The 24838-nt window shown below is 63.5% G+C and carries 25 protein-coding genes and 1 riboswitch; of the genes, 20 read left to right on the top strand and 5 right to left on the bottom strand.

Annotated features, from left to right (window positions below; genetic code table 11):
- Positions 1-65: 65 nt before the first annotated feature.
- Positions 66-365, top strand: a complete 300-nt coding sequence (locus tag LDO54_RS35925; protein ID WP_224017400.1) for a hypothetical protein — start codon at positions 66-68, stop codon at positions 363-365.
- A 90-nt stretch (positions 366-455) separates the two neighbouring features.
- On the opposite strand, the gene LDO54_RS35920 is transcribed toward LDO54_RS35925, so the two are convergent.
- Entirely contained in the window at positions 456-1220 is a 765-nt protein-coding gene (locus LDO54_RS35920) for an SDR family NAD(P)-dependent oxidoreductase (RefSeq protein WP_224017399.1), read from the bottom strand.
- Between the two features lie 299 nt (positions 1221-1519).
- Positions 1520-1632, top strand: a riboswitch (guanidine-I (ykkC/yxkD leader).
- A gap of 55 nt (positions 1633-1687) precedes the next feature.
- Here LDO54_RS35920 and LDO54_RS35915 point away from each other — a divergent pair.
- The 6 genes from LDO54_RS35915 to LDO54_RS35890 all read left to right on the top strand — a co-directional run bounded on the left by LDO54_RS35915 (position 1688) and on the right by LDO54_RS35890 (position 7186).
- Positions 1688-2692 carry an ABC transporter substrate-binding protein gene (locus LDO54_RS35915; protein WP_224017397.1) on the top strand — a complete coding sequence of 335 codons (1005 nt, stop codon included), beginning with the start codon at positions 1688-1690 and terminating at the stop codon, positions 2690-2692.
- A gap of 5 nt (positions 2693-2697) precedes the next feature.
- Positions 2698-3708 carry a fatty acid desaturase family protein gene (locus tag LDO54_RS35910; protein ID WP_224017396.1) on the top strand — a complete coding sequence of 337 codons (1011 nt, stop codon included), beginning with the start codon at positions 2698-2700 and terminating at the stop codon, positions 3706-3708.
- A 95-nt stretch (positions 3709-3803) separates the two neighbouring features.
- Complete coding sequence (locus tag LDO54_RS35905) at positions 3804-4574, top strand: creatininase (protein WP_224017394.1); 771 nt, start codon at positions 3804-3806, stop codon at positions 4572-4574.
- A 284-nt stretch (positions 4575-4858) separates the two neighbouring features.
- Positions 4859-5503, top strand: coding sequence for a hypothetical protein (locus LDO54_RS35900; RefSeq protein WP_224017392.1), 645 nt, complete (start codon positions 4859-4861; stop codon positions 5501-5503).
- Positions 5490-6347, top strand: a complete 858-nt coding sequence (locus tag LDO54_RS35895; protein WP_224017390.1) for an ABC transporter permease — start codon at positions 5490-5492, stop codon at positions 6345-6347. Before LDO54_RS35900 ends, LDO54_RS35895 begins: the two co-directional genes overlap by 14 nt.
- A complete protein-coding gene (locus LDO54_RS35890) occupies positions 6344-7186 on the top strand; it encodes an ABC transporter ATP-binding protein (protein ID WP_224017388.1) in 843 nt (280 codons plus the stop codon). Before LDO54_RS35895 ends, LDO54_RS35890 begins: the two co-directional genes overlap by 4 nt.
- A 32-nt stretch (positions 7187-7218) precedes the next feature.
- Here LDO54_RS35890 and LDO54_RS35885 read toward each other — a convergent pair whose 3' ends face one another.
- The gene (locus LDO54_RS35885; RefSeq protein WP_224017387.1) at positions 7219-7911 is read right to left on the bottom strand and encodes a cysteine hydrolase family protein; all 693 of its coding nucleotides are present in this window, start codon (positions 7909-7911) and stop codon (positions 7219-7221) included.
- Positions 7912-8009: 98 nt separating this feature from the next.
- Complete coding sequence (locus LDO54_RS35880) at positions 8010-9425, bottom strand: PLP-dependent aminotransferase family protein (RefSeq protein WP_224017385.1); 1416 nt, start codon at positions 9423-9425, stop codon at positions 8010-8012.
- A 388-nt stretch (positions 9426-9813) separates the two neighbouring features.
- Between LDO54_RS35880 and LDO54_RS35875 the strand changes: the two genes are divergently transcribed.
- Positions 9814-11604, top strand: a complete 1791-nt coding sequence (locus tag LDO54_RS35875) for a nitrite/sulfite reductase (protein ID WP_224017384.1) — start codon at positions 9814-9816, stop codon at positions 11602-11604.
- Positions 11601-12005 (top strand): DUF934 domain-containing protein, encoded by a 405-nt coding sequence (locus LDO54_RS35870; protein ID WP_224017382.1) that lies wholly within the window; start codon positions 11601-11603, stop codon positions 12003-12005. The genes LDO54_RS35875 and LDO54_RS35870 overlap by 4 nt, the downstream gene beginning before the upstream one ends.
- A gap of 36 nt (positions 12006-12041) precedes the next feature.
- Here the strand turns inward: LDO54_RS35870 and LDO54_RS35865 are convergent, their stop codons facing one another.
- Positions 12042-13433, bottom strand: coding sequence for a PLP-dependent aminotransferase family protein (locus tag LDO54_RS35865; protein ID WP_224017381.1), 1392 nt, complete (start codon positions 13431-13433; stop codon positions 12042-12044).
- Positions 13434-13811: 378 nt separating this feature from the next.
- On the opposite strand from LDO54_RS35865, the gene LDO54_RS35860 reads away from it, so the two are divergent.
- From LDO54_RS35860 to LDO54_RS35815, 10 genes are all read left to right on the top strand, one after another.
- Complete coding sequence (locus LDO54_RS35860; protein WP_224017375.1) at positions 13812-14294, top strand: MSMEG_0572/Sll0783 family nitrogen starvation response protein; 483 nt, start codon at positions 13812-13814, stop codon at positions 14292-14294.
- Positions 14295-14312: 18 nt separating this feature from the next.
- A complete protein-coding gene (locus tag LDO54_RS35855; protein ID WP_224017373.1) occupies positions 14313-15338 on the top strand; it encodes a Nit6803 family nitrilase in 1026 nt (341 codons plus the stop codon).
- Complete coding sequence (locus tag LDO54_RS35850) at positions 15289-16410, top strand: MSMEG_0568 family radical SAM protein (protein ID WP_224017371.1); 1122 nt, start codon at positions 15289-15291, stop codon at positions 16408-16410. Before LDO54_RS35855 ends, LDO54_RS35850 begins: the two co-directional genes overlap by 50 nt.
- Positions 16407-16934: an MSMEG_0567/Sll0786 family nitrogen starvation N-acetyltransferase gene (locus LDO54_RS35845; protein WP_224017370.1), complete on the top strand. Its 528-nt coding sequence runs from the start codon at positions 16407-16409 to the stop codon at positions 16932-16934. Before LDO54_RS35850 ends, LDO54_RS35845 begins: the two co-directional genes overlap by 4 nt.
- On the top strand, positions 16934-17962 hold the full coding sequence (locus LDO54_RS35840) for a sll0787 family AIR synthase-like protein (protein ID WP_224017368.1): 1029 nt from the start codon (positions 16934-16936) through the stop codon (positions 17960-17962). Before LDO54_RS35845 ends, LDO54_RS35840 begins: the two co-directional genes overlap by 1 nt.
- A 28-nt stretch (positions 17963-17990) precedes the next feature.
- Entirely contained in the window at positions 17991-18272 is a 282-nt protein-coding gene (locus LDO54_RS35835; protein ID WP_224017367.1) for an MSMEG_0570 family nitrogen starvation response protein, read from the top strand.
- A 20-nt stretch (positions 18273-18292) separates the two neighbouring features.
- Positions 18293-19591: an MSMEG_0569 family flavin-dependent oxidoreductase gene (locus LDO54_RS35830; protein WP_224017365.1), complete on the top strand. Its 1299-nt coding sequence runs from the start codon at positions 18293-18295 to the stop codon at positions 19589-19591.
- Entirely contained in the window at positions 19575-20450 is an 876-nt protein-coding gene (locus LDO54_RS35825) for a Pnap_2097 family protein (RefSeq protein ID WP_224017364.1), read from the top strand. The genes LDO54_RS35830 and LDO54_RS35825 overlap by 17 nt, the downstream gene beginning before the upstream one ends.
- Before the next feature lie 6 nt (positions 20451-20456).
- A complete protein-coding gene (gene scpA, locus LDO54_RS35820) occupies positions 20457-22526 on the top strand; it encodes a methylmalonyl-CoA mutase (protein ID WP_224017362.1) in 2070 nt (689 codons plus the stop codon).
- A 348-nt stretch (positions 22527-22874) separates the two neighbouring features.
- On the top strand, positions 22875-23414 hold the full coding sequence (locus LDO54_RS35815) for a hypothetical protein (RefSeq protein WP_224017361.1): 540 nt from the start codon (positions 22875-22877) through the stop codon (positions 23412-23414).
- Positions 23415-23645: 231 nt separating this feature from the next.
- Here LDO54_RS35815 and LDO54_RS35810 read toward each other — a convergent pair whose 3' ends face one another.
- The gene (locus LDO54_RS35810; RefSeq protein ID WP_224017359.1) at positions 23646-24275 is read right to left on the bottom strand and encodes a TetR/AcrR family transcriptional regulator; all 630 of its coding nucleotides are present in this window, start codon (positions 24273-24275) and stop codon (positions 23646-23648) included.
- Between the two features lie 195 nt (positions 24276-24470).
- On the opposite strand from LDO54_RS35810, the gene LDO54_RS35805 reads away from it, so the two are divergent.
- A complete protein-coding gene (locus tag LDO54_RS35805; protein WP_224017357.1) occupies positions 24471-24818 on the top strand; it encodes an H-NS histone family protein in 348 nt (115 codons plus the stop codon).
- Positions 24819-24838 lie beyond the last annotated feature (20 nt).

Here is a 24838-nt window from a genome sequence, read left to right as displayed (position 1 = left end):
GTGTAACGATAGTGGTGCAACTCGCATCTGTCTGAAGACCGTAGACAACCCAACGGGGATGAGAAATGAGAGAAGATGCCACGACGCTATTTGTCGCTTCCGAGGACATTGCAACTGCAATGGACCTGCTGGAGAGTGTTGAGGTCGAGGTCGGATTCGATAGCGACGATCCGGCGAGCATCGAGCAGGCGATTCTAGCCGTTGAGGAGGCGATCGATACTCGCCTGATGGGTTATCGGGGCGATGTACGGATCGAGTCGGCGATTCTTCGCGTTAAATTCGACTTCCGGTGCGCGATCCTTGATCAAGCCTCGTCCGATGACGCTGATGGCGAGGCCATCAGCTGTGTCCACACCCTGCATTGAACATGGCGGCCCACGTGTTCGACGTTCCGGGGTAGGAACGATCGACATGGAAGCTGGCGTGGTGACGGCGAAGGTGCACAAAGGTGCAGCTCAGCCGTTCATCACGCCGCCGCCGTTTACGCCAACAATCTGCCCCGTCATGAAGCTCGCTGCGCCCGAACTCAGGAACCGTACGACCTGCGCAATCTCATCAGGCGTGCCGAGGCGCTTGAGCGGGTAGCGGGCGGATTCCTCCTTGATGTATGTATCGCCGAGCGCTTCGACCATCGGCGTGAGCACGCCCCCTGGCGCGACCGCATTCACTCGCACGCCATGGGATGCAAGCTCGCGCGCGAGGCTTTTAGTGAACGCGATGATGCCGCCTTTTGCGGCACTGTAATGACTCAGGTTCTCGCAACCGAGCTGGCCGAGGTCGGACGCAATATTGACGATTGCGCCGTGCCGCTGCTGCTTCATCAAACGCACGGCTTCACGCGAGAAATGGAACGTGCCGTAAAGATGCACCTTGATCATCCTGTCCCACGCATCGTCGGTGATGTCGGTCACCGGCGACTCTTGCAGGATGCCCGCATTGTTGACGAGGACGTCGAGTCGGTCGATGCCCGCGAACAGGCTGCGGACGCAATCTGGGTCGGCCACATCTGCGGCCGCAATCGTGCATGTCGCGCCCATCGCTTCGATGTCCTTGCGCAGTTCATCGAGCGCGGCGCCGACGTGCAGATCATTGATGATCACATGGGCCCGCTCACGCGCAAAGGCCAGAGCGATCGCACGGCCGATGCCGCTTGCAGCGCCCGTTACGAGGCACGTCATGGCGCGATCGTGCGCCGGGTCGAATGAATCGGCAGATTGCATGATCAACCGTGGTTTGAGGTTGCGATGTGCCCGATTCTAGGTTCGCTTTTTTTTGGCGACCAGCGTTCCAGACCGATTGCGCGATTCGTGCGGCTTGCTCTGCACTGGCGCGTGTCACGTCCCATCAAGAGGGCATGGCGCACCGTCGTTGGGCGGCGGCGATCGATCATGCGTGCGTCGATCACCCCGCTCAAGCGGCGCTAATGATGCAAAAGCCCTGCAGACAGGAGGTTTTCGGTGAGCTGGCAAGCTTCCTGCTTAGCAGGTGCCGTCACGGGATGAGCGTTCAGTTCAGCTATTGACAGGAAAACTAGGGTTCCGGTCCGCACCATGCACGACGCGGATGACTGGTCCGAGAGTTTTCCGGCTCCGGCTTCAAGGGGCTCCACGGAGGGATAAAAGCCCGGGAGATGCGCAAGACAGTGCGCCTCCCGTGTCTATTCCCTTCTTGATCAGGAGCCTCAGGTATGTCGTCCGGTATGAAAAAAGCGTTGCGCACGCTCTCCGTCGCCAGCACTCTAGTTGCTTCCACGCTGTTCGGTTCGCCGGCAGTTCACGCCGCCGAGCCGCTCAAGATCGGCACCGTTGTCTGGATCGGCTATGGTCCGTTCTACGTTGCCGAAGCCCTCGATCTCTACAAGAAGCACGGCCTTTCGGTCAAACTCCAGTATTTCACCGATCCCGGCTTGCTGCCTGCCGCGCTGACCAGCCATGCGGTCAACGGGGCAATGCTCACCTACGATCAGGTCGTCGGCTCGGTCGCCAAGGGGCTCTCCGAAAAGGTGGTGATGCCCATCGACTTTTCCGCGGGCGCCGACGCGATCGTCGCCACCGGAGACATCAAGTCGGTGGCCGATTTCAAGGGCAAGAAGGTCGCCTTCAATCCGCTCTCGCCGTCTGACTTCCTGCTCAGTTACGCGCTGCAAACAAGTGGCCTGAGCGACAAGGACATCCACTCGGTGAACATGACGCCGGAAGGTATTCCGGGCGCGATGCTCTCCGGCAGCCTGCCGGTCGGCGTGACCTACGAGCCGAACGTCTCGCAGATCGTCAACTCAGGCAAGGGCAAATTTCACGTGGTCTACTCGTCGCGCAATGCGCCGGGCCTGATCGCGGACGTGCTGGTATTCGACCAGTCGTTCATCGACGCGCATCCGGTCGAAGTGAAGGGCATTCTGCAAGCCTACGCAGAGGGCCTTGCCTACATGAAGAGCCACCCTGAAGAAGCCAACAAAATCATCGCCAAGGTGCTAGGCGTCACGCCGGCGGACGTGAAGGCGCAAATGGACGGCGTCTACAACATCCCCGTGGCGGAGATGCCGCAGAGCTTCGTGAAGGGGCCGACCACGCGGTCCTACTACACGAGCGGCGCGGTGATTGGCAATCTGCTGCTCAAGAAAGGGCAGATCAGTGCGGTGCCGCCGACCGAAAAGACGATCGACGCACAGTTCGTCACCCAGCTCGCGAGGTAAGCGCCATGGCCGCGATCTACCGTTATCGGGACGCGCTGGTGCCCAATAGCGCCGCTATTGCCTATGCGCTAGGCGGTTATGCGTTCGGCGTGGTGATGCTGTGCTCGCATGTCGTTTGGGTCGCGGCCGCCGGCGTCGTTCTCCTCGCGCACGCAATGATAATCGGCGCCTATTTGCTGCACGATGCCGCCCATCTTGCGCTCTTTCGCACGCCTGCGGCCAACGCGCGTCTGGGTACGGCGATGGCGTGGCTGACTGGCGCCTGCTATGCGCCGTTCAGCGCGCTGCGTCACAAGCACATGCGCCACCATGTCGACCGGGCCGACATCGTGGCCTTCGATGCCAAGGCGTTCCTGTTGAAGCTGCCAGCAAGCTTGCGCCGCGCCATCGTGCTGCTCGAATGGCTCTATGTGCCCGCCATCGAGCTGGTGATGCACGGCTACGTGATGGCCATGCCCTTCCTGCACGCAGACCAGCGCGCGCAACGGCGGCGCGTCGTCGTTGTCACGCTGATCCGCGCGGCGCTTTTCGGCGTGCTCGGCTGGGTATCGCCCAAGGCGTTGCTGCTGTACTTGCTGGCGTGGTTCATCTGCCTCACGGTCCTGCGCTTTGCGGACGCCTATCAGCACACCTACGACGCGTTTGCCGTGCTCGATGGCAACGCCGCGATTTCCGATGACAAGGTGCGCGACCGCGCCTACGAGCAGCGCAATACCTACTCGAACCTCGTTTCGGTGCGCTTTCCGGCGCTCAACCTCCTGCTGCTGAACTTCTCGTATCACAACGCGCATCACGATCGGCCCATCGAGCCGTGGTACCGGCTGCCGCGCGCACATCGACAACTGTACGGTGAGGACGCCAGCCAGGTCATTCCGATGTCGCGACTGCTGCGCGGCTTTCACCGGCATCGTGTGACGCGCCTGCTCTCGGCCGACTATGGATCGATGGATATCACACGCAAGCAGGTGGATGACTTTTACGGCGCGGTGGGGGTGTCGTTTCTCACGGCAGTTTGACCGGCAGTCGGGGCGCGGCTTGCGCAACATCGCGCCCCTTCGACAACGACCAACGCGTTACCCGATCACAGGATGGCTTAATGAATTCTCACCTGATGCAGCATCTGAGCTGGGTCGACTACCGACAACGCATCCTCGAGGACGAGGCCATTGTGCTGCTGCCTTGCGGCGCGCTTGAACAGCACGGCCCGCATCTTCCGCTTGGAACCGATGCGCTCCTGTCGAGCGCGGTGGCGCTGGACGTTGCGCGCCAGCTTGATGGAATCGTTGCGCCCGCATTCAATTACGGCTACCGTTCGCAGCCGAAATGCGGCGGCGGCCAGCACTTCTGCGGCACGACGAGTCTCGACGGCAACAACCTGAGCCAGATGACGCGCGATGTGATCCGCGAATTCGCCCGGCATGGTGTGCGCCGGCTTGCGTTGATCGACGGGCACTACGAGAACCAGTGGTTCCTCACGGAAGGCATCGAGCTGGCCATGCGCGACCTCTCGCAGCAGGGCACGCGCACGCCGCCACTGCGTGTCGTCCGGCTGGAGTACTGGGATTTCCTGACCGAGCCGACGCTCGCCAAGGTGTTTCCCGAAGGCTTCCCCGGCTTTGCGCTCGAACATGCGGCGGTGATGGAAACGTCGATGATGCTGCATTACCACCCCGACCTGGTGTCGACCGACAAGATTCCCGACGAACCGCCCGCCGATTTTCCCGCCTATGACACCTACCCGACACGCACGGGCTGGGTGCCGCTCTCCGGTGTGCTTTCGTCGGCGCGCGGCGCGAGCGGCGAAAAGGGCGCTTTGCTCGCGCAGGAGGTGGCCGCGCGAGTGGCCGCCGCATTGCGCGCGGAATTCTCGGACCTGTCCTGACCTGAAACGGGAGCGAGCCGGATATGACTGCTCTGATGAATCAGACGGACGCAGCCGTTGTCGAGACAAGCGCGTGGCTCGACCGGGCCGCCGCCGCCGATCGTGTTCCGCAGCGCTACCGTGGCGTGTGGCGGCGCACGTTGTTGCGCGATGAAGCCGGGCACGAAGACCGCACAACGCGCGTGTTCTGGTTGCAAACGGCGCGTGTCCACGTGGACCTGCGCGTGCGTGCGGACCGCGCCGGTTTCGACGGCGTGCGCGGACTCGATGCGTTGCCGCGCGACATGCTGGTCGAACTCGCGCGACAGCAGGGCTTCGCGGGCTTCACCGCGATCGCGCCGGGCGTGCCCGAGGTTTGCACATGGCATCGGCAAATCGACTTCAACCCGCCGGCCGATACGCGCGATATCGGCACGATGTGCTTCGAGTCGCCCGACGTGCTGCTCGAAGACGGCGTGGACGCCGTCTATCACGAGCGCTGGGAACGCGAGCCGGAATCCGCAGGCCCGACGTGGGCGGCGCGCCTGCCGCGCGCGGCGATGTTGCCTGCCGATGCACCGGGCGAATCGCCCCGTGAGCACGCCGACGATGACGAGCCGATGTGCTTTCTGGCGCGCGCCGGCGGCCTCTTCATGTTTGCACGTGCGCGTTCTTCGACGGCGACGGCATGGCTCGCGCAACATCGCGGACGCACGCTGGCGCAGGTCGTCGCCGACCCCGCTGTCTCGCTCGAACAGGCCCGCGCGCTGCTCGATTTTGAAATATCGCTCGGGCATGTCGCGGCATCCCCTGGCGTGAAGCCTGTCATTGCACTGTCGACTCACCCCTGGCGTGAGGGGTGCAGTTTGCCCTTTGGGCTCGACCAGGAAGCCGACACTGCCGAACTTGCCGGAACCCATGACTCAAGGAGCCATCATGTCGACGACTGAACACGCGACAGCTCGCGAAATGCGGGTCCCGCCCGCTGCGACAAAAATCCGCTCTGCGCCACTGTGGGCCGTGCGCGGCGAGATCAGCCGCCGCGTCTATATCGGATTCGCCTTGACGGGTCTGATCGTGCCGATTCTCGCGTGGTGGGCCTTGTCCGTCTCCGGGCTCGTCGATCCGACATTCATGCCAGGGCCTGGCGCCGTCGTGCATCGGATCGTGAGCTGGTGGACCGACGACGGTCTCGCCGACGATATCTCCATCAGCGTCTTGCGCGTGGTGGGCGGCTGGGCGCTTTCGGTCGTGTTCGCGCTGCCGCTCGGCCTGTTGATCGGCACGTTTCGCCCGGTACAGGCATTGCTTGAGCCGCTGACCGACTTTATCCGCTACATGCCCGCTGTGGCGTTCATCCCGCTCGTGATGCTGTGGATCGGCATTGACGAAGGATCGAAGGTCGCGATTATCTTTATCGGCACGTTCTTCCAGATGGTGCTGATGATCGCCGAGAATGTGCGCGCGGTGCCGATCACGCAGATCGAAGCCGCGCAAACCATGGGCGCGACGCGCGAGGAGATGATACGCCTCGTGATCTTTCCGTCGTCGCGTCCGGCCATCCTGGACACGTTGCGCATCACGATGGGATGGGCCTGGACCTATCTCGTGGTCGCTGAACTCGTGGCGGCCAACTCAGGGCTCGGCTATGCGATCCTGAAGGCGCAACGCTATTTGCAAACCGACCGGATATTTGGCGGCATTCTGCTGATCGGGCTTATCGGACTCCTGATCGATCAGTTATTCCGGCTCGTTCACCGGCTTTGTTTTGGAAAATGGATGGCCAAGCGATGATCAATTCTTCCTCGAAAGTCTCGATCGAACACGTATCGAAGTACTTTGGGCGCGGCAGCGAACAGGTGCGTGCGCTTGCCGGCATCGAACTCAACGTGCAGGAGAACGAGTTCGTCACGCTGGTGGGGGCATCGGGTTGCGGCAAATCCACCTTGCTGCGCATTCTCGGCGGGCTCGAAACTGTCGACGAAGGCGCGGTTCGCGTCGACGGACAAGCCATTGAAGGCCCCGGCGTGGATCGTGCGATGGTGTTCCAGCACTACAGCCTGTACCCGTGGCTAACGGTTCGGCAGAATATCCAGTTTTCGCGGCGTCTCAAGACCAATCGGCGGAACCTGACTTCGAGCGCCGTGGAAGTGGCGAGCGGCCGCGCGGATGCGCTGCTGCGTCTGATGGGGCTCTCGCACGTGGCCGACGCGTTTCCCAACCAGCTCTCGGGCGGCATGCAGCAGCGCGTGGCAATCGCGCGCGCGCTGCAGGGCAAGCCGTCCATCCTGTTGATGGACGAGCCGTTCGGCGCGCTCGATGCGCAGACCCGTGAGGTCATGCACGATCTGATTCTCCACGTACACGGACTGGAGAAGTCCACCATCGTGTTCGTCACGCACGACGTGGAAGAGGCCATCTATCTCGGCCACCGCGTCGTGCTGATGGCGCCGCGGCCCGGGCGCATCGACACGATCTATCCCGTACCGTTGCCCGCCGTGCGCAATCCGGAGATGAAGCTCTCCCCGGAATTCAATGCGCTCAAACGCGAGATCCTGGCGCGCATCCGCGAGACCTCGGGCATGAAAACCGACCTCGAAATGCTTGAGCAACTGACACGCACGGCGGCCTGAGCCGCGCAGTGGCGCATCGGTGCGCCGCACGCTCAGGCGCGCGGCGCAATCGCTTCCAGTGCGGCAAGCAGGTCGTCCGAATGCGCGGTGGCAGCGAGATACCCGCCCTCGATACGCAGCAAGCGAATCGCGTCGGCGTGATCGCTCGCGCATGGCTCGGCGCAGCAGTCTTCGAGCACGAGCACCTCATAGCCGCGATCGCTCGCTTCGCGCGCCGTGCTGGTCACGCAAACGCCGGTCGTCACGCCGGTCAGGATCAGCCTCGATATGCCGGAGACCGTGAGCACGTGATGCAGGTCCGTGGCGTGAAAGGCACCGGTGCCGGGCTTGTCGACCACCAATTCGGTTTCACGCGGCTGGAGTTCGTCGATGATCTGCCAGCCTGTTTCGCCACGCACCAGCAGCCTGCCGAGCGGGCCTCGGCTGCCGATTTCCGCGCCCGCGTTCGCGGTCTTCAGGCGCTTGCTTTCCGGAAGATCGGAGAGGTCGGGCCGATGTCCTTCGCGCGTGTGCACGATCTTCATGCCGAGCGCGGCCGCGCGTTCACGCACGCGCTGAATGCGCGGCACGATCGCGCGGGCAGGTCCGACATCGGCGCCGCGCGCGCCCATGTAGCCACGCGGATCGCAAAAGTCCCGTTGCATGTCGATGATGACGAGCGCGGTCGACGCGACCGACAGTGCGGCGGAGATTGGAAAGTCGTAGGGCTGGGCGGTGATCTTCATGGTGGTGGACGTAACGATCGAACTGCCAGTGTAGGTCGACAATATTGCGTGATCACCGAGGCACTGAATTGCAAAAGGGCGCGTCGATGCCACCCGCTTCAAACACCCTTTGCCGTTTCAGCGAGCACTTCCCCAAGCGTGCGAATGGCAGTGTCGATGCGCGGCGACCACGGGTGGCCGAAATTCAAACGAATGCAATGCGCGAATGCGGACGTCGCCGAAAAAATCGGGCCGGGCGCGACACTGATCCCGCGGCTGATCGCACGTCGATGCAATTCCATTGCGTCGATCGCTTCCTCGAAGCGCAACCAGAGAAAATAGCCGCCCTCCGGCATGGTCCATTGCGTATCGTCAGGCAGCCACCGGCGGATGGCGGCGGACATGGCGTCGCGCTGCTCGCGCAGCGCGAGACGCATTTTCTTCAGATGACGCTCGTAACCGCCATGTTCCAGATAATCGGCAATGCCGGCCTGCACAGGAATGCTTGCGGAAAGCGTGGTCATCAGCTTGAGTCGTTGCACGCGCTCCGCGAAGCGGCCTGCGCTTACCCAACCGATTCGGTAGCCCGGCGCAAGCGTTTTCGAAAAGGAACTGCAATGCATCACGAGGCCGTTGCGATCGAACGCCATCGCGGGCGTGGGGTAGTTCGGGGAAAAGTGCAGCTCGCCGTAGACATCGTCTTCGATGAGCGGCACCTCGTGTTGGGCGAGCAGTTCGACCAGCGCCTTTTTCCTGGCATCACTAAGCGTGACGCCAGTCGGGTTGTGGAAGTTGGTCATGAACCAGCAGGCGCGTATCGGATGCTTGCGCAGCGCGCTCGCCAGCGCATCGAGATCGAGACCGGTATGCGGATCGACGGGAATCTCGACCGCACGCAAGCCCAGACGCTCAACTGCTTGAAGCGCGGCATAAAACCCTGGCGATTCGACCGCGACGACGTCGCCCGGCTGCGTCACCGCCATGAGGCAGAGATTGAGCGCTTCGAGTGCGCCATTGGTCACGACGATCTCGTCGGCGGGCTGCGAGATACCGATACGCATGTAGCGCAACGCAATTTGCCGGCGCAGATTCTCGTTACCCGGCGGCAAGTCGACGACCGTGCTCCACGGACTGACGCTGCGCGCCGCGTGACCGAGCGACTTGGCGAGACGGGACATGGGAAAGAACGTTGGCGAGGGAAACGCGGATCCCAACGGCACGATGCCTGGACGCCTGGCCGCATCGAGTACGGAGAACACCAGTTCGCTGATATCCACCGTGGTGGCTTCATCGGGTGCGGCGGGCGTATCGGCCTTGCTGGCTTTCGGCAGCGGCGCGACAAAGTAGCCCGAGCGTTCTTCGGCCAGCACGAGTCCCCATTGTTCGAGCAGATGGTACGCACGCGCGGCGGTCGATTGACTCACGCCGTGCTGGGCGATGATCTGGCGCAGCGAGGGCATGCGCGAGCCGACGGCTACGTTGCCTGAGCGTATTTCTGCCGCCATGGTTTGCGCGAGGCGTTCGTAGCGAGTCATAGGTGTCCGTGTGAGCGAAGGCGGGCGAGATCGATCTGCTACGGCGATTTTATCGCCGACTGCTTCTGTGCGCGGACCTCGAATGCGCGCATGATGCCGTTCAGCGCTCCGACGCATTGAGGTTGTTCTGCAAGCGGGGCGGGGATTACTGCGCGAGTGCCCGGTTCATCACCTAAACCCGCAGAGTTCGCGGCTCTGTTTTGCCTGTAGCGCGGCGAACGCCTGGCCCCTGGACAGCAATGTCCGGGGGCTTTTTCTATGGGCGCGGCATGTCGTGCGCGGCGAACCGCCACGAATCTGCTGCGCTCATTTCGTCGCCAACTGCTACTGTCATTGCGTGGCGAATCGGCGTAATTTCTGGGCTCCATTTTGGTTCGACGCGCGTGACATGTACCGCTACACAGAATTCGACCGTGCCTTTCTTCGGCAACGAGCCGGGCAGTTCAGAGATCAACTGGAACGCTGGAGCGATGGACGGCTAGGCGAAGAGGCCTTCCGTCCGCTGCGTCTGCAGAACGGCTGGTACGTGCAGCGGCATGCGCCCATGCTGCGCGTGGCCGTACCGTATGGCGAACTGTCGAGTGCGCAGTTGCGCGTACTCGCGCGCGTCGCTCGCGAGTACGACGATCCCCACGCCGACGTCTATGCGGCCGCATTGGCCGCCCAGGGGCAGCTCGGCACGACGCGTCTGCCGACGCACTGCGCGCACTTTACGACACGGACCAACGTGCAGTTCAACTGGATTCCGCTCGCGAAGGCGGCGGATGTCATGGATCTGCTCGCGACTGTGGATATGCACGGCATTCAGACGAGCGGAAACTGCATTCGAAACATCTCCTGCGACGAGCGGGCGGGCGTGGCGCCGGACGAGATCGAGGACCCGCGTCCCTTTGCGGAGATCATGCGTCAATGGACGACGCTGCATCCCGAGTTCGCGTTTCTGCCGCGCAAGTTCAAGATCGCGATCACTGGCGCGCATGACGACCGCGCCGCGACAGCCTGGCACGACGTGGGCCTGGAACTCGTGCGCGACGCCGCAGGCGAACTGGGATTTCGTGTGCGGGTGGGCGGCGGCATGGGGCGCACGCCGATGATCGGCACCGTGATTCGACCGTTCTTGCCGTGGAATCAGATCATGAATTACATCGAGGCGATCGTGCGCGTCTACAACCAGTACGGCAGACGGGACAATAAATACAAGGCGCGCATCAAGATGCTCGTCAAGGCCGAAGGGCAGCGCTACATCGACGAAGTCGAAGAGGAGTTCCGGCAGATCGTGGAGCGCGACGGCGGCCCGCATACGATCCCGCCTGGCGAACTCGAACGCGTGCGTGCCTGCTTCGAGCCGCCGGCCGCGCTCGCGCAGCGTGCTTCATCGCCCGAGGCCGCCGCGCATTCGCGTGCTGCGGCTGCTGCAACGCCGCGTTACGCTCGCTGGCTCGAACGCAATGTCGCTGCGCACAAGGTGCCGTCCTTGCGGATCGTCACGCTGTCGTTCAAGCGCCTGAATCAGGCACCGGGCGACGCCTCGGCGGAGCAACTCGAACGCGTCGCCGATCTCGTCGACCGCTTTTCCGCTGGCGAGGCGCGTGTGACGCATACGCAGAACATCGTGCTGCCGTGGGTTCACGAAGACGATTTGCTGGCGTTGTGGGAAGCGGCGTCGCAAGCCGGTCTCGCGAGCGCGAATGTCGATCTGCTGACGAACATGATCGCTTGTCCCGGCGGCGACTTTTGCGCGCTGGCGAATGCGCGCTCGCTGCCCATCGCGGACGCGATCATGGAACGCTATCAGGATCTCGACGAACTGGAAGATATCGGCGAAGTGGATTTGCACATCAGCGGCTGCATCAATTCGTGCGGGCATCATCACAGCGGACACATCGGCATTCTCGGCGTGGATAAGGACGGCGCGGAGTGGTATCAGATCACGCTGGGCGGCTCGGACGGCACGCTCGCGAGCGGTGTAGCGCAAGCGGGCAAGGTGATCGGGCCGTCGTTTTCCGCGAGCGAGGTACCGGAGGCGATCGAGGCGATACTGCGCGTCTATCGACAAACACGCTTGCCGATCGAGGGTGTCGGTGCGGAGAAGTTCGTCGATACCGTGCGGCGTGTCGGACTGGAACCCTTCAAGGCAGCCGCGAACGAAGCGCGAACGCAGCAGCGGAGTTTCGCATGAAGTCCCATCTCGAACTCAAACTGCTCGATCGCGCTGAGCATGATGCAGAACGGTGCGATGGGGTCGTGACGTTGCCGAACGACGCCGATCCCTTCGAGCATGCCGAATCGATTCTCGCCGCGCAGCGCGTCGAACTGGATTTTCCGCAATTCACCGACGGACGAGCATTCAGCCAGGCGTATCTGATCCGCCGACGTCTCGGCTTTAAAGGCGATCTGCGTGCTTGCGGCGACGTGTTGCCGGATCAGGTACTCCAGATCGCGCGCACGGGATTTTCGAGCGCCGTGCTGCAAGACGGCGCTTCGCTCGACGAGGCGCGCGCACAACTGATGCGATTCGCCGGTTTTTATCAGGGCGACGTCACGGGCGATGCGCCGTTTCAATCGGTCGTGCGCGAATAACGCGACGCTTGAATTGGCCACTCGCCGGTGCTTCGCTCACAGCATCGGCGAATGCAGATGATCGGGATGATCGAGCATATCGGCCACGAGATGCAGCGATTCTTCCATCGCGAGCGCATCGCCGGGACCGCCCAGACAGATACGCACGGCATTGGGTGGATTGCCGTCGGTGCTGAAGGCCGCGCCCGACACCACGCCGATCTGCTTCGTGCGCAGATGCGAGGCGAGTTCCGAGGCGCTCCAACCCGTTTCGCGCGGCACGGTGAGCCAGAGATGAAAACAATGCTTCGAGGTCTCGATCTCGCGCGAGGCGAACACCTGCGCGGCAATATGCTGGCGGACCGCGCATTCGTCGCGAATGGCCGTGAGCATTTGCTCGGCGATGCCGTTCTCGATCCATCGCGCCGCCAGATGCGACATATAAGGACTCGCCATCACGGTGGTCGCGCGCAGCGCGCCCGAGAGCCGTTCCGCATGGCGTGAACTGGGCGCGACCACGTAGGCCACGCGCAAACCCGCGCCGAAACACTTCGACATCCCGGTCACGTAGTAAGTGAGTTCGGGCGCGAGCGTCGCGAGTGCGACAGGCGGCGTCTCGCAGAGCATGCCGTAGGCGTCGTCCTCGATGATCGGCACGTTGTAGCGCAAGGCGATATCGGCGATATGCTCGCGGCGGTTCTGCGAGAGCGTGCGCGTGGTGGGATTCTGTAGCGTGGGATTGCAATAGAGCACGCCGGGCTTGCGCGTCTTGCAAAGCGTTTCGAAGGCGTTGGCGTCGAGCCCTTCGTCGTCGCGCGGCAGTGGCGCGAGCGTCATGCCCAACTGGGTGGCGATCACCTTCAGGCCCGGATACGCCACACAATCGACGCAGATCGTTTCGCCGGGCTTCACGAGCCGCAACAGCAACGCCACCAGCGCGTTATGAATGCCGGGACAAACGAGCACGGCATCGGCGCGATGCGAAGGCACGGTATGGCGCAGCCATTGACTCGCCACGCCGCGCTCGAATTGCGTGCCGCCAAAATCCTGATAGCGCAGCATCGACCACGCGTCGGCGGCACCGATAATCTGCGCCGCCGATTCCGCGAGCAGCGCCGTCATGTCGGGCGGCTCGGGCGGCATGTTCATCGTCATTTCGAGCGCCGTGCCCGCACGCAGCGGCACGGCAGGCGGGCGTCCACGCACATACGAGCCGCTGCCTGCGCGCGAATCGATCAGGCCACGCTTGCGCGCTTCCGCATAGCCGCGCGCGAGCGTGGTGTAGTTGATCTTCAGCGCGTCGGAGAGATCGCGCAGTGCAGGCAGACGATCACGCGGGCGCAGGCGTCCGCTCGCGACATCTTCCTCGATGAGATCGGGAATCGTCTGATAAACCGGCTTGTCGCTTTCGGCGAGCCGCTTGAGCCAATGGGCGGTAACGTTCGACATGGACGTGCGCGAGCAATCGCGTAAAGAATTGCGTGGAGAATGAGCCTCTTCATTCTAGTGACGATGCACGCCGAAAAATAAATCAATTGATCGTGCGTGATTGCATTGAATGATCCGATTTGATGCATGCAGGCACCGATTCGATGATTCTCTGCCCCATGCGCGGGCGGGCATCGCATGACGCGAATCGTCCCGCCGATTCCGTGCCCGCCTTCGCGCGCCAGGCGCGCAGAAAAATTCGCGTGGATCATTCGCGACAGGCGGCAATGATTGGAAATTGATCGCATGACACGCGCTGTTTGATGGCATAGCCGTTGCGAAATGAGAGACGCCGGCCACCGGTCGGACCAGTCCTCAATCATTGAACGGAGTCACGCAATGCCCGCCATCAACACGCCCGCCCACAAGACCGGCGACTTTCTCGTCGATTACGAAGAGAAAGTGTTCGAGGACGTCAAAGCCGAACCCGGCGAGAAAGCGCTCGTCACGTTCCATACCGTTGCCTTCGAAGGCTCGATCGGCTTCGTGAACATGCTGCAGGCCACGCGTCTGCAACGCAAGGGCTTCGAAACGTCGATCCTGCTGTACGGCCCCGGCGTGATGCTCGGCGTCCAGCGTGGCTTTCCGACGCTCGGCGCCGAAGCGTTTCCGGGTCATCTGAACTTCAATAACCAGTTGATGAAATTCATGGCCGAAGGCGGCAAGGTCTACGCGTGCCGCTTCGCGTTGCAGGCGCTCTACGGTCAGACCGAGAAGGCGCTGATCGAAGGCGTGCGCCCGATCAATCCGCTCGACGTGCTCGATCTGAAGCTGCTGCATCGCAAGTCGAACGCGCTCGTGATCGATACCTGGACTGTTTGAGCACGCACGGGTATCGCCATGTCGACTCCATCTTCGAAGCGCATTGTGCGCGCCGCCGCGGTGCAGATCGCGCCGGATCTCACCTCGGGCGCCGGCACGCTCGCGCGCGTGTGCGACGCCATCGTCGAAGCCGCGCGTCAGGGCGTGCAGCTCGCGGTGTTTCCCGAAACCTTTCTGCCGTACTACCCGTACTTCTCGTTCGTGCTGCCGCCGGTGCAATCGGGCGCGGAACATCTGCGGCTCTACGAAGAAGCGGTGACGATACCCGGCCCCGTGACCGATGCCGTGGCCGCGCTGGCGCGCGAGCACGGCATGGTGATCGTGCTCGGCGTGAACGAGCGCGATCACGGCAGTCTCTACAACACGCAACTGATCTTCGACGCGGACGGCCAGTTGAAGGTGAAGCGCCGCAAGCTCACGCCGACGTTTCATGAACGCATGATCTGGGGGCAGGGCGACGCCGCCGGTCTCAAGGTCGCGCAGACAGCGGTGGGCCGCGTCGGCGCGCTCGCGTGCTGGGAGCACTACAACCCGCTCGCGCGTTACGCGCTCATGACGCAGCACGAAGAGATTCATTGCAGCCAGTTTCCCGGCTCGCTCGTCGGTCCGATCTTCGCCGAGCAGATCGAAGTGACGATTCGCCATCACGCGCTCGAATCGGGCTGCTTCGTCGTGAACGCAACGGGGTGGCTGACTGACGCGCAGATCGAATCGATCACGCCCGATCCCAAGCTGCAAAAAGCGCTGCGCGGCGGCTGCAATGCCGCGATCGTTTCGCCCGAAGGGCAGCATCTCGCCGCGCCGCTGCGCGAAGGAGAAGGCATGGTGATCGCCGATCTCGACATGGCGCTCATCACCAAACGCAAACGCATGATGGATTCGGTGGGCCACTACGCGCGCCCCGAACTCCTCAGTCTCGCGATCAACGAGCGGCCCGCCACGCCTGTGGTCTCTTTCGACGAAGCGGGCGTCGCCCCTTCATGGAGTGTTCAGCATGAATGCCAGCGTCAATCTGCCGGAATCGAAACTGCAACTGTTGACTGAGTTGCAGTCGAGCGGCCTGCGGCTCGCCACGCCGGACGCCGTCGGGCTCTCGCGTCGCGGCGGCGCGGGGCCGTCCGATCACAAAGCCGTGGTGATCGACGGCGTCACGCTGATGGTGCCGGTGCATACGCACGGCGCGCATCAGTCGGCGTTCGTGGCCGAGGCGCCCGATGCGAATGGCGTCAGCGTGCTCGCGCGCGGCACCATTCCGGTGGCGCAGATCGCGTTCGCGAAGACGCCGCGCTTCTACAAGCTGCAAACGCTCGACGGCGTGCCGTACTCGCACATCGCGACGCTGCACGGCACCGACGTGCTCGCGACCACGGTGCTGCAAACCTGCATTCGCTACGAGAGCCGCAAGAAGGCGTGCAAGTTTTGCGCGATCGGGCAGTCGCTGGCGGCGGGCCGCACGGTCGCGCACAAGACGCCCGAGCAACTGGCGGAAGTCGCGCGCGCGGCTGTGCTGCTCGACAAGGTCAAGCATATGGTGCTGACGACCGGCACGCCGTCCACGCCCGATCGCGGCGCGGCCGTGCTGTGCGATAGCGCGCGTGCGATCCGGCGCGCCGTCGATCTGCCGATCCAGGCGCAGTGCGAGCCGCCCGACGACGACGCGTGGTTCGCGCGCATGCGCGAGTCGGGTATCGACGCGCTCGGCATGCATCTCGAGGTGCTCGGCGACGCGCTGCGCGAACGCATCATGCCGGGCAAGGCGACGGTGCCGGTGAGCCGCTACATGACGGCGTTCGAGGCGGCGGTGAAGGTGTTCGGACGCGGCCAGGTGAGCACCTATATTCTCGCTGGCCTCGGCGACACGCCGGAGCTGATTCTCGACACGGCGCAGCGCCTCGTCGCGCTCGGCGTCTATCCGTTCGTGGTGCCGTTCGTGCCGATTTCGGGCACGCCGCTCGAAGACCACGCGCCGCCCACGCCCGAATTCATGCGCGCGATTCTCGCGCCGCTCGGCGCGATGGTGCGTGAAGCCGGTTTGCGCGCCGACGAGATCAAGGCCGGTTGCGGCAAGTGCGGCGCGTGCTCGTCGTTGTCGTCGTTCGAAAAGGTGGCGGCATGAGCGACATCGATTCGAGTTCGGAAATCGTGGTGCGCTGGGCGCGCGAACGCTGGGAGATCGAAGGCGCTTACGCGTTGCGGCGCGAGGTGTTCTGCACCGAGCAAGGCCTGTTCGAGCATGACGATCTCGATGCCATCGACACACATGCGCAATTGCTGGTGGCTGTTTGCGACGCGCGCGTGGTGGGCACCGTGCGCATTCATCGGCGCGACGAGGCCGATTGCGGCACGACATGGTATGGCTCGCGGCTCGCCGTGAGCGAAGCTTTCCGCCGACACGGCCGCATCGGCGCGACCTTGATCCGGCTTGCGGTCAGCAGCGCGCATGCGCTCGGCTGCGAGACGTTTCTCGCGCACGTGCAGGCGCAGAACGCGCCGTTGTTTCGTCGCCTGCATTGGCGCACGCTCGACGTCACGATGCTGTTCGGGCGCGAGCATCACCGCATGCAGGCCGACCTCGCGCAGTATCCGCCGTGTGCGACGCCCTATCTCGGCTTCGTGGTCGATCAGCGGAGGGCCGCGTGATGGCCGATAACACGACGCTCGACACAACGACGCTCGACGACCTCGTCGCGAGCGTGCGCGCGAGCCGGGGTGTCGCGCACAAGACCGATATCGCGCCCGTGCTCGCGGCGTTCGCTGGCGCTGATGATACCGATAGCTCCGCCGTGATGGGCGCGGGCGACGACTGCGCCGCGCTGCCCGATTGCGACGGCTATCTGCTGTTCGCGGCCGAAGGCATGGTGAGCGATCTGATCGACGCGATGCCGTGGTTCGCGGGCTATTGCTCGGTGCTCGTCAACGTCAGCGATGTGTGCGCGATGGGCGGCCGTCCGCTCGCGGTCGTCGACGTGATCTGGAGCGACGGCCTCGCGAGCGCGACGCCGGTGCTCGAAGGCATGGCAGCGGCGGCGCGGCAACTCGGCGTGCCGATCGTCGGCGGCCATAGCAACGCGCGCAGCGAACGCACGCAGCTTGCCGTTGCGATCGTGGGTAAAGCGAAGCGTCTGCTTTCCAGCTTCGCGGCGCGCGCGGGCGACCGGTTGATGATGGCGGTCGATCTGCGCGGCGCGTTCGTGGAGCCGTATCCGTACTGGAATGCGGCCACGGAAGCGCCCGCCGAACGCATTCGCGACGACCTCGCGGTGCTGGCGCAGATCGCCGAGGCAGGGTTGTGTGAAGCGGCCAAGGACATCAGCATGGCCGGCATTGCGGGCACGGCGATGATGCTCGCGGAGTGCTCGCAAGTGGGCGTGCGTATCGATCTCGACGCGGTGCCGCGTCCGGCTGATGTTGTGCTCTCTCGCTGGATGCAGGTCTTTCCGAGCTTTGGCTATTTGCTGAGCGTCGCGCCGCATAACGTCGATGCGGTACGCGCGTGTTTCGACGCGCGCGGCATCGCCTGCGAAACCATCGGCGAGGTGCACGCCGAACCCACGATCGATCTGCAATGGCGCGGCGAAACCCGTACGGCATGGCGGCTCGACGAAGGCGCATTCATCGTTCCCGCCGACCGCCGCGCGACCCGCGCGTGGGATACGCCGCGCGTTTAAACGCGTGCTTGAACATCAGGAGAACCCCATGCCCGTAACGCATTTCGTGGTGCGCTGGCCCGACGGCGAGGAAGAACGCTGCTATTCGCCCTCGACCATCGTGCGCGATTACCTGCGCCCCGGCGACTATCCGCTCGACGTCTTTCTGGCGCGCGCGCGCGACGGGCTCGCGGCGGCCTCGGACCGCGTGCGCGAGAAATTCGGCTACGCATGCTCGTCGGCGATGGATCAATGGGCGGCGCTCGAACGCCGCGCCGAACCCTTTCGCGCGCAGGACGCCCAGGTCGTCACTGTCGTGCGCATCGACTGAAACTTCACAAGGAGAAACGCATGTCTACCGAGACGCACGCGGCCACAACCGCGCCTACGTCGACGCCCATTCGCGACGAACATGTCAGCGTCGTTATCGTCGGCGGCGGCCAAGCCGGTCTGTCGATGAGCTATGGCCTCAAGCAGTACGGCATCGACCATGTCGTGCTCGAAAAGCACACGGTCACGCATACCTGGCGCGAGCAGCGTTGGGACGCGTTCTGTCTTGTCACGCCGAACTGGCAATGCGCGCTGCCCGATTATCCGTATCGCGGTGACGATCCGCATGGCTTCATGAAGAAGGACGAGATCATTACGTGGCTCGACGGCTTCGTGCAGCACGTCGATGCGCCGGTGCGCGAAGGCGTGGCCGTCACGCGCGTGACGCGGCGGGCGCAGGGCGGCTTCGTCGTGCAGACGAGCGCGGGCACGCTGAGCGCCGATCAGGTCGTGGTGGCTGCGGGCGGTTATCACACGCCCATTGTGCCGCGCATGGCCGAGCGTTTGCCGTCGTCGATCGTGCAGATCCAGTCGTCGGAATATCGCAACGCCGACGCGCTGCCCGAAGGCGCGGTGCTGGTGGTCGGCTCGGGGCAGTCGGGCGCGCAGATCGCCGAGGATCTGCATCTGGCCGGACGCAAGGTCGTGCTCGCGGTCGGCGAAGCGCCGCGTTGCGCACGCTTTTATCGGGGCCGCGATGTGGTCGACTGGCTCGCGGACATGAAGTATTACGACATGCCCGTGGAAGAACATCCGTTGCGCGAAGGCGTGCGCGACAACACCAATCACTATGTGACGGGCCGCGACGGCGGCCGCGATATCGACCTGCGCAAGTTCGCGAGCGAGGGCATGGCGCTTTACGGCGTGCTCGACGATTACGTCGATGGCGCGCTGCGTTTCAAACCGAATCTGCGCGCGAATCTCGATAGCGCCGATGAAACCTATAACCGCATCAACGCGTCGATCGACAAGTTCATCGCGCAGAAGGGCATCGATGCGCCGCCGGGCGAGTCCTATCGCGCCGTGTGGGAGCCTGCGGAAGAACGCACGGCGCTCGATCTCGCGTCGAGCGGCATCGGCAGCATCGTCTGGTGTATCGGCTTTCGTCCGGACTTCACCTGGGTCGATCTGCCGATCTTTAACGGACGCGGTTATCCGGGCCACGCGCGCGGCGTCACCGCGCAAGAGGGCCTGTATTTCCTCGGCCTGCCGTGGCTGCATACGTGGGGCTCGGGTCGCTTCTCCGGCATTGCGCGCGACGCCGCGTATCTGGCCGATCGTATCGTCGCACAGGCGAGGCCCGATGCGCGCGCGGCGTGACGTCCCGCCCGTGAAGGTGCCTGTGCCTGGCCGCACGCACTATCTCGCGGGCATGCCCGAGCTGGCTTTTGCCGGGCTCTCCGAGCAATGGCTGTTGCGGACCTGCGGGCAATTGCACTGGAGTGCGATTGCGGATCAGGCGCGCCTCGCGTCGCCCGACTTCTACGACGACGAGGGCCGCAAGTCCTACGCCGCGTTCACGGCGATTCGCGTGCGCGAGGCGCGGCTGGAAGACGTGAGCGAGAACCAGCGCTTCGCGATCGAGGCCGACGTGCGCCGCATTGCGGGCGCGCGTCACTTCAGCGAGTTTCGCGTGTTCACGACTGAGAATGCGATTGCGAAGGTTGAGATGTTGTCGACCTTCGTGCGGCGCGCGTCGAGCGGAGACAACCGCTCGGTCTGCAAGGCTTCGTTCGACCGTCTGCCTCTCATGACAGCGCAAACGCCTGCTGCGGCGCAAGCCATGATCGAGCAGACGAAGCGCTTGCGTGCGGGCGAATGGACGCAGCACGGACGGCTCGATCGGGCCGCGCACGCCGTCGAGCACGTAGTCGATTATTTGCCGTGTCCGACGCTCGATTTCAACGGCGCGCATTTGCTGTACTTCGCGAGTTTTCAGTCGATGGTCGATCGCGCCGAGTGGCATTGGCGTTCGACGCAGCATTCCGCGCCGCCTTCGCTCGTCGAGCGCGAGATGGCCTTCTACGGCAACGCGAACGTCGGCGACAAACTCGTGCTCGCGTTCGGCGCGCGTCACGCCGATCACGCGGGGCTTTCGCACTGGTGCGCGATTTCGCGCGCGGCGGACGGTATGCGCATCGCCGACGTCGTGACTCATAAACGCTGGTCGCATGAGTGACACCGCATGAACGACGCCTTTTCCGTGCCGCGCAAGCCGCTCTACACGCGTACCGATTTGCCCGATGTGCCGTGGCTCGATGCGCGCCCCGGCGAGTTCCCGTTCGTGCGCGGCATCCACGCGACGATGTACACGCAGCGGCCGTGGACCATCCGCCAATATGCGGGCTACGCCGACGCATCCGCGACGAATCTCGCGTATCGGCGTGCGATAGAGCAGGGCGCGCGCGGCTTGTCCGTCGCCTTCGATTTGCCCACGCATCGCGGCTATGATTCGGATGACGAATTAATCGCCGACGACGTTGGAATGGCGGGCGTCGCGATCGATTCGGTCGAGGATATGAAGCGGTTGTTCGAGGGCATCGCGCTCGACGAAGTCTCCGTATCGATGACGATGAGCGGCGCGGTATTGCCCGTGCTAGCGGCCTTCATCGTCGCGGCGGAGGAGTCGGGCGTCGACGCCGCGCGCCTGCGCGGAACCATCCAGAACGATATCCTCAAGGAGTTCATGGCGCGCAATACGTGGATTTTCGCGCCGGAACCGTCGATGCGCATCGCGACTGACGTCGTGCAGCACGTGCTCGCTCATCTGCCGCATTTCAATGCGATCTCGGTGTCGGGCTATCACCTTCAGGAAGCCGGTGCCGACGGTGTGCTGGAACTGGCGCTCACGCTGGCAAACGCGCGCGAGTATGTATGCAGACTCGTCGATGCCGGCGCGGACGTCGATCGCGTCTGCGCGCAAATGAGCTTCTTCTTTGCGGTGGGACGCGACTTCTTTGGCGAGATCGCGAAGCTGCGCGCGGCGCGGGTGTTATGGGCCGATCTGGCGCGCTCGCTCGGTGCGCGTTCGACGCGGGCGATGCAGTTGCGCATGCATTGCCAGACGGCCGGATCGAGCCTGCACGCGCAACATGCGCACAACAACATCGTGCGCACGACGCTGGAGGCGCTGGCCGCCGTGCTGGGCGGCACGCAGTCGCTGCATACGAACGCGTGGGACGAAGCGCTCTCGCTGCCGGGCGAGGCCGCCGCGACCGTGGCGCGGGACACGCAACGGATTCTCCAGCATGAAATGGGTCTGTGCGACACGGTCGATCCGCTCGGCGGCGCGTATATGGTCGAAGCGCTGACCGCGCGCACGATCGAAGCGGTGAAGGCGATGCTCGGCGAAATCGACGCGCAGGGCGGGGTGATCGGCGCGATCCGGTCCGGCTGGGCGCAATCGCAACTGCATCGCGCGGCCACGCGCACTCAGGCACGTATCGATGCAGGCGAGCAGGTGATCGTGGGCGTGAGCCGCGATCACGAAGCGCCGCCCCCGGAGAGCGATTGGCTCGATGTGGACGGACGCGTGGTGCGCGCCGTTCAGGTCGATCGGCTGCGCCAGTTGCGCGCGAACCGCGACGCCGCACGCACGCGCGCGGCGCTGGACGCGATCACGCACTGTGCGCGCTCGGGCACGGGCAATCTGCTGGCCATGACGATCGAGGCGATGCGCGCCCGCGCGACCGTGGGCGAATGCACGGCGGCGCTGGAGCGTGTCTGGCCGCGCTGGCACATGGCGCTGGAAACCGGCGCACAGGTCTACGCGACCGCGCGTGGCGGCGACGCTGCATGGAGCGCGGCGCGGCACGCGGTGGCGAACTGGACCGCGATGCAGGGGCGGCCGCCGCGAATGGCGCTCGCGAAGCTCGGACAGGACGGACACGACCGCGGCGTGCGCGTGGTGGCCGCCGGGCTCGCGGATGCGGGCTTCGACGTCCGCATGGGGCCGCTGTTCGCGACGCCGCAAGAGGCCGCTGCGTGGGCGTGCGGGTGCGAGCCCGATGTGATCGGCGTGTCCACGCTGGCGGGCGCGCATGGCACGCTGGTGCCGAAACTCGCCGACGCGCTGCGGGCGCACCGCTGTCGCGCGCCGCTCGTGCTCGGCGGAATCGTGCCCGAAGCGCATCGCGAGGCGTTGCTGGCGTGCGGCGTGGCGAAGATTTTTGGACCGGATACGTCGCTGGAACGGATCGTCGTCGATGTGCTTCGGGTGTTGAGTGAGGCGACGCTGTCTGCGCCTTGCCGATGACGGGCGCGGGAGCGCATCGGCATGGCGAGGCAGAGGATGTATTACCGATGCACTGAGGCCTGCGCGATGCTGCTCGCGCGGCTGTGCGCCGGGTCTGAAATCCCGATGCCGTCGGCGAGATCGACGGCCGTTTCGATGCCCAGCCTATGGGTGGCATTCGTGACGCCGTTGAGCTAAAGCGGCGAGTTCACGCCGTTCTTGGCTAAAGCATTCGATCGCACAGTCAGTCTCGCGCTGGCCGGTTTGTAACGATCAGAAATAAACATTTGTAAACAAGTTCTTAAGAAATTGGCGCGATGGTCGTTGATACGGGATCAAAAACCAAAAATGATTCCATCGAGGATGACCATGAAAATAACGACCATGCGCTGCGCGGCTGTTGCCGCTTTTACGTTACTTGCAGGCTGTGTAACGAACCCACAGGGGCAACTCGTCGTTGATCCCAATGTCGATGCGGTGATCCAGAGTGTGCTCGCACCGCCGCCTCCGCCCGTAGTGGTTGAGGAGACTTATGCCCCTATGCCTTATGACGCGACGATCGCCGTTGTTTCCGACAGCGATGTTGTGTTTGTCGGTGGCTCGACATACATCTGGATTACGGGCCCGGATGGCAGGCGCCATCGCCAGCTCTATGCACATGGCGATCATCGGGCAGATGTTTTCCATCGACGGGACGAGCTTCATACCGTGATGGCTCATCATGAAGGCCATCTGCCGGACCACGCAACGGGCAACCCGCATATTGCGGCCGGGCCCGCGCACGCCGGCCCTCAAGCAGGCGGTCAGCAACATGGCGGTGGTGGTGTTGCCGCACATGCGCAGGTGACGGCGCAGCACGCGCCCGCCAAAGCGCCGGCACATCAGGACAAAGACAAGAAAAAATCCTGAATGTGAGGCTGGATTCTGCACGCATCCGCCGAGCGTTTTCAGGCGCGCGGCCGGATGCTTAATCGCGGAAAATATCGACGCTGGGGCTCAAGCCATTGGATGCTTCAATTGATCCATTGCTTTGAAGCCCCACTTCGCAAGTGTCCTTTCAATAAACGGGGGCGCGAAGTTTGTGCCGGCCTTTGCGAAATTTCACCGGGTATTCAAAGCTCCAAATATCGTCTACGGGAATCAGGATTCACGCATTGGCTTTGCTGAGGCCAACAAGCTGCGCAAAAACACCATAATCATGCGTCCAGTCGGTGCTTCGGAGAGCATCGGTCGCTGCAATGCGAGTCCGTGCGAGAGCCCCATGAAGGCCGTTGCCAATACATCTGGCGATTCGGGCGGCACCTTTCCCACGCGAGCAAAAAGCTGCGCGATGCAATAGGCAAGGCCATCACGGTGTGCGTTCAGAAGCGCTTCTGAAGCCGTGGCGAAGTCGGGGTTGCGGCGCCGCTGAAGATTGAACTCCACGCCCAGTACAGACCACTCAGGCTCGGCGTCGAGCGTTTGCGCCCAGCGCTCTAGCGCATTCAATATGTCCTCCGTCGAAGTGGACGGGTCGCCGAGCGTCTGCGCAATGTCGCCGACCTGCGTCGTCGATCGCGCTCGCATCAACTCCATGAATAGCGCTTCTTTGCTCGCGAAATTCGAGTAGAACGCACCCTGCGTATAACCCGCTTCAGCCGCGATATCCCGCAGCGAGGTCGCGCCGAAGCCTCGCTCAACAATCAACCGCTTTGCGGCTGCAAGCAAATGGGATCGAGTTTGCAATCGACTTTCTTCGCGGCTTCGCCGCGGGGAGGAAGAGGCCTTCATGGCGGGAAGGATATCAGTTGATATTTAAATTTCAACTGGATATTATTACATTCAAATATCAAGTGATATGTGAATGTAAATGTGAGTCTCGTGCATCGCGGCCGTGGAGTGTGGGAGCGAAGGCGGGGCGCTGGCAGCGGCAAAGAACTGGGTGTGCGAATGCACTAACCAGGCCATGTACTACGGAAAGTGAGCATGAACAGCAAGGTGAGAGTGTTGAAGCAGCAACTCGCGCGACTCGATGAACGAATTGTGGCCGCCTGGCAGCAGGAACAGGAAGCCGCAATCGAGCACATTCGCCAGGTCATGAACTTTTTCAACCTTGTACCGAATCAGTTACGTGTCGACCGGCGAGGCACCTATAACACCAAGCCCGTTCGAATGAAGTATCACGACCCCGTCACTGGCGCGACCTGGAGCGGTCGCGGTCGCGCTCCGTCCTGGATTCGGAACAAAAGCTATAACGACTTTCTCGTGAAGCAATCCGATGACGCTGAGATAGACGCAGAAGGGCGCTCAATTCAACTGGATATCAGAAAATAAAGCGGCATGCGATGAGCAGG

The organism is Paraburkholderia tropica, assembly GCF_914484835.1.
GTDB lineage: Bacteria > Pseudomonadota > Gammaproteobacteria > Burkholderiales > Burkholderiaceae > Paraburkholderia > Paraburkholderia tropica_A.
The sequence above is the reverse complement of the archived record's forward strand: the minus strand, read 5'-3'. Positions and strand labels throughout refer to the sequence as shown.